Here is a 3,100-nt window from a genome sequence, read left to right as displayed (position 1 = left end):
TGCACAATGCCGCCGCGTCGAGCAACTCACGATCCGGGCGAGACGTCCCTTGCATCGGCCCATTCTTTTCGATCCACGCCCCCAACGCGAATCGACCCGCCCACCCGATTGCTCAGCAGTCTCCTAGCCATGCCCGCTACCATCAGCGGACGTCAGTCATCACGTGCAGGCGCCCGGACGCGAAGAAGAGGCCGCTGGGGCCTCTTCTTCGGTGAGAAATCCGGCGGCGTCCTACTCTCCCAGGGAGTCTCCCCCCAAGTACCATCGGCGCTGGTGGGCTTAACTTCCGTGTTCGGAATGGGAACGGGTGTGACCCCACCGCTATGGCCACCGAAACCTGTTGTCAAAGGCAAGCGCCGCCTTCCTGGCGGTCGCTCCCGCCCTCGAGAACTCCACAGCGAGCACGAACATCATTGTTGATCCAAGCCCTCGGCCGATTAGTACCGGTCGGCTGAACACGTCACCGTGCGTACACCTCCGGCCTATCAACGTGGTCATCTGGCCACGGGCCTTACCCGGTTAACCCGGTGGGAGATCTCATCTAGGAACGAGCTTCCCACTTAGATGCTTTCAGCGGTTATCTCTTCCGTAGGTCGCTAACCAGCCGTGCCCTTGGCAGGACAACTGGCACACGAGAGCTACGTCCGTCCCGGTCCTCTCGTACTAGGGACAGCCTTCCTCAAATCTCCTACGGCTGCGGAGGATAGGGACCGAACTGTCTCACGACGTTCTAAACCCAGCTCGCGTACCGCTTTAATGGGCGAACAGCCCAACCCTTGGGACCTGCTTCAGCCCCAGGATGCGATGAGCCGACATCGAGGTGCCAAACCTTCCCGTCGATATGGACTCTTGGGGAAGATGAGCCTGTTATCCCCGGGGTACCTTTTATCCGTTGAGCGACGGCGCTTCCACACGCAACCGCCGGATCACTATGCCCTGCTTTCGCACCTGCTCGACTTGTAGGTCTCGCAGTCAAGCTCCCTTGTGCCATTGCACTCGACGCCTGATTGCCAACCAGGCTGAGGGAACCTTTGGGCGCCTCCGTTACCTTTTAGGAGGCGACCGCCCCAGTCAAACTACCCGCCTGACGCTGTCCCCGACCCGGATAACGGGTCTGGGTTAGAGTCCCAGCATACGCAGGGTGGTATTTCAAGGATGACTCCACACTGGCTGGCGCCAATGCTTCCCAGTCTCCCACCTATCCTACACAACGCATACCAAAACCCAACATCAAGTTGTAGTAAAGGTCCACGGGGTCTTTCCGTCCTTCCGCAGCTAACGAGCATCTTTACTCGTACTTCAATTTCGCCGGGTCTGTGGTTGAGACAGTAGGAAAGTCGTTACGCCATTCGTGCAGGTCGGAACTTACCCGACAAGGAATTTCGCTACCTTAGGACCGTTATAGTTACGGCCGCCGTTTACCGGGGCTTAGGTTCAGAGCTTCGCCTTGCGGCTGACCCTTCCCCGTAACCTTCCGGCACCGGGCAGGCGTCACAGCGTATACAGCGCCTTACGGCTTCGCACGCTGCTGTGTTTTTAGTAAACAGTCGCTTTCCCCTGGTCTGTGCCACCTCTTCGAGCTCCGGGGGCAAGCCCCTTCACCCTAGTGAGGTCCTCCTTATCCCGAAGTTACGGAGGCATTTTGCCGAGTTCCTTAACCACAGTTCTCCCGATCGCCTTGGTATTCTCTACCTGCCCACCTGTGTCGGTTTGGGGTACGGGCAGCATGTCAACTCGCTGCTGGGCTTTTCTCGGCAGCATGGGATCAGTGACTTCGCCTGTAGCGGCTCGGCGTCGCGTCTCAGCGTTGTGACCCCAACTTTCATCGGAGTCCGCCTACACGCTTACCCCAGGACAACCAACGCCTGGGCTCACCTACCCTCCTGCGTCCCCCATCAGCTACCCGCCGCCGGTTGGTCGGTTCGCCACCCGAAGGTAGCAGCCCCTTAGTACCCGGCATTGGGCTTGGCGCGGACACGCTGGTACCGGAATATCAACCGGTTGTGCATCGACTACGCCTCTCGGCCTCGCCTTAGCTCCCGACTTACCCTGGGCGGATTAGCCTTCCCCAGGAACCCTTGGGCTTTCGGCGGAGGGGTTTCTCACCCCTCTCTCGCTACTCATGCCAACATTCTCACTCGACCCCGGTCCACGACTGGTCACCCAGCCGCTTCGCTCCCGGATCGACGCTCCGCTACCACTCATCCGAAGATGAATCCGCGGCTTCGGCTCTGGACTTGAGCCCCGTTACATTGTCCGCGCAAGACCACTCGACCAGTGAGCTGTTACGCACTCTTTCAAGGGTGGCTGCTTCTAAGCCAACCTCCTGGCTGTCTGGGCAGTCTCACATCGTTTACCACTTAGTCCAGAATTTGGGGCCTTAGCCGGCGATCTGGGCTGTTTCCCTCTCGACCATGAAGCTCATCCCCCATGGTCTCACTGCCGCACTCTGGAGTCATGGCATTCGGAGTTTGGTTGAGGTCGGTAAGCTTGTAGGCCCCCTAGCCCATCCAGTGCTCTACCTCCATGACTGAACATGCGACGCTGCACCTAAATGCATTTCGCGGAGAACCAGCTATCACCGAGTTTGCTTGGCCTTTCACCCCTATCCACAGGTCATCCCCCCAGTTTTCAACCTAGGTGGGTTCGGCCCTCCACGGGGTCTTACCCCCGCTTCAGCCTGCCCATGGATAGATCACTCGGCTTCGGGTCTACGGCATGCGACTGAACGCCCTGTTCAGACTCGCTTTCGCTCCGGCTTCCCATCGCTGGTTAACCTTGCCACACACCGTAACTCGTTGGCTCATTCTTCAAAAGGCACGCCATCGCGGCCACCGCTCCGAAGAGCAGTGACGACGCTCTGACTGATTGTAAACCAACGGTTTCAGGTACTATTTCACTCCCCTCCCGGGGTACTTTTCACCTTTCCCTCACGGTACTAGTTCGCTATCGGTCGCCTACGTATACTTAGCCTTACGAGGTGGTCCTCGCAGATTCACGCCAGTTTTCACGGTCCCGGCGCTACTTGGGAAATCCGAACAGAGGCTGGTGATCTTTCGTGTACGGGGCTCTTACCCACTGTGGCGCGCCTTTCCAGAAC

The 3,100-nt window shown here is 58.7% G+C and carries 2 rRNA genes (1 of these 2 cut by a window edge); both read right to left on the bottom strand.

Annotated features, from left to right (window positions below):
- Positions 1 to 218: 218 nt before the first annotated feature.
- Positions 219 to 335 (bottom strand): 5S ribosomal RNA (gene rrf, locus HZF19_RS06085).
- An 82-nt stretch (positions 336 to 417) separates the two neighbouring features.
- Positions 418 to 3,100 (bottom strand): 23S ribosomal RNA (locus tag HZF19_RS06080) (it continues 384 nt past the right edge of the window).

Origin of the sequence: Rhabdothermincola sediminis, assembly GCF_014805525.1 — a bacterium.
GTDB lineage: Bacteria > Actinomycetota > Acidimicrobiia > Acidimicrobiales > Acidimicrobilacustridaceae > Rhabdothermincola > Rhabdothermincola sediminis.
This window is presented reverse-complemented; position numbering and strand designations above follow the sequence as displayed.